The sequence below is a fragment of the Nostoc sp. CCY 9925 genome (assembly GCF_963920935.1).
GTDB lineage: Bacteria > Cyanobacteriota > Cyanobacteriia > Cyanobacteriales > Nostocaceae > Nostoc.
Genome location: NZ_CAWUDO010000257.1, coordinates 1 through 1,974, shown reverse-complemented (window position 1 = coordinate 1,974; position 1,974 = coordinate 1). Strand labels below are relative to the sequence as shown.

1 protein-coding gene and 3 pseudogenes are annotated in these 1,974 nt (G+C 44.0%); all 4 read left to right on the top strand.

The window, feature by feature from the left end; genetic code table 11:
• Window positions 1-50: 50 nt before the first annotated feature.
• Window positions 51-275: a hypothetical protein gene (locus ACM0OY_RS40210; RefSeq protein ID WP_414574270.1), complete on the top strand. Its 225-nt coding sequence runs from the start codon at window positions 51-53 to the stop codon at window positions 273-275.
• A gap of 311 nt (window positions 276-586) precedes the next feature.
• A pseudogene (locus tag ACM0OY_RS40205) lies at window positions 587-1,132 on the top strand (site-specific integrase); the annotation flags it as partial.
• Window positions 1,133-1,135: 3 nt separating this feature from the next.
• A pseudogene (locus ACM0OY_RS40200) lies at window positions 1,136-1,608 on the top strand (hypothetical protein).
• Window positions 1,605-1,974: pseudogene (locus ACM0OY_RS40195) on the top strand (hypothetical protein); the annotation flags it as partial. The pseudogenes ACM0OY_RS40200 and ACM0OY_RS40195, both read left to right, overlap by 4 nt.

Genomic DNA, 1,974 nt, shown 5'->3' with positions numbered 1-1,974 from the left:
TGAGTATTTTAACTGATTGACAAAATACGCTTTATCTTAACCTATCACCAATGCTCGTAAGCCGTGCTGCTGAGACACAGCGATTCATTCTAGGAGCTAACAACTCTGCACCAGATCAGAAATGTCCAACGATGATAATTGCTCCTTCTGGAAAGGTATTGTTTGAGGTAGTATCGCCTTACACAGCAATGGTAAATAGCAAACTGAACCTATTAGATGTGTCAAATTCAGTGCTAGATCAAGCAAGAATGGATGTCATTAGTTTTAGTCGATGACGTTTAGTTATTCGAGTAAAATGCAATAGTTAGTCAACCTTTAAACGCGATCGATATTCTTAGAGCTTGTCAAATAACCACCTTCCTTCTTTTTAGTTAGAAATGCTTTTTTAATAAGTGTTCTAGAGAAAAAATTGTAAAAGTTATTTCTTTACAGGCTCTTAAAGCCTCACTCAAAGGTTTTAATTACACCCAGGTAAAAAATTTGGCAATCCTTATGCGGATTAGCGGTACATTTGAAAAATTTTAGGTGCGTGAAACTATTTCCAGGAATTTTCAGAAACGAAGCCGAGAGAGATACTATATTATTCTGGTCAGCTTTACAATTGTTGGGAGAAACAAAACAACGAGATACAGCGCTCGTCCACATACTCAGTCATGGACTCCGCGCCGGGGAAATTGTCGAGTTAAATGTTGGGTCATTCGATGGCAAGCTGCTGTTCTTGCCGGATACCAAAACGAATGAACCGCGCTTAGTACCATTGCGGAAAGAAAGCCGTGACGTGTTAGAAGAATATTTGCGATGGCGCAGCGAACAGGGTGAAGAACTCAATAGCCTCACGCCGTTGATGATTTCACATCACGCCTCATACAAGGGCGATCGCTTGAGTTATCACGGGGTGTACTTTGCTGTAGAAAAAATCGGTGAACTAGCTGGCATCGAGGATTTACACCCGCACCAATTTCGGCATACATACGCCACTGAGCTATTACTACTAGGCGTTGACCCTAGCCATGCCAGGAAACTGACGGGGCATCAAAGTGAAAAAGCTTTCCGGCGCTATACTTTGCGGAGTGAACAAGAGGCGGCGATCGCTGCTTACTATCGTGCGATAGGGGAAGACAAAGCGGAGTGAGGAATGCCCAAGCCACTTGATCCCAAATGCCAGCTATGCGCCAAGCTACCCCCAGCTAAGGCTAAGGTACTTCATGGGCCAGAAGGTGATGGCTGCTGGAATGCCAAGGTTTGTCACAATCGCCGTTCGTTCTACCGCAACAAAAGTAAAGATGATTCTGGGCACATTGAGGCGATCGCCGTTGACCCACCAGCTAACTATTTTGCAGTACTTTATCTATATAAGGAACCGGGAGATAAACCTTTACACGCCTTGAGTGCAGAGTTATGGCTGGGGCAAAAGCCGATTTGTCGTTTAGAGCCAATTCACTGCTTTGGGCTAACGGCGGGCAAGATACGCGCCTATACAGATAAGGTATTACAGGCGTTTGCTAAAGAATACAATGTTTCACTATATCAATATAAGGAAAGGATATGTTTGAAGTTAGCCCAACGCATTGCCCAGTGCGTCCCTGTCCATTGCATCCTGAATCATGACCACGTATCGTCAGTTAACAATCTGGGATATCTTGGATGAAATTTCAGAAGCTCCACCCACTTGTTCGCTAGCTCCGGTTTGGGAGTGCTTAGACGCAGAGTTAGAGGATTTACCAATAGAAACACAATTGTCAACCGCAGCGATAGCGTTCAATCAAATTGCCGATATCCTTTTTTCTCGGGCGGAAATTCTTTTGCAAGACGTGCGCGCTCAGAATGATACGGAGGGGCCAGTTATCAGTACTGATATCTTTGCTGGGTTAGTCCGGACAACCATGCAGCTTTCTTTAGATGACTTAATCGAAGAACCCCCCAGGGCGGCCGCATCTTATTTACTAATAAAAATTAAAACAGATCTGAAAATGT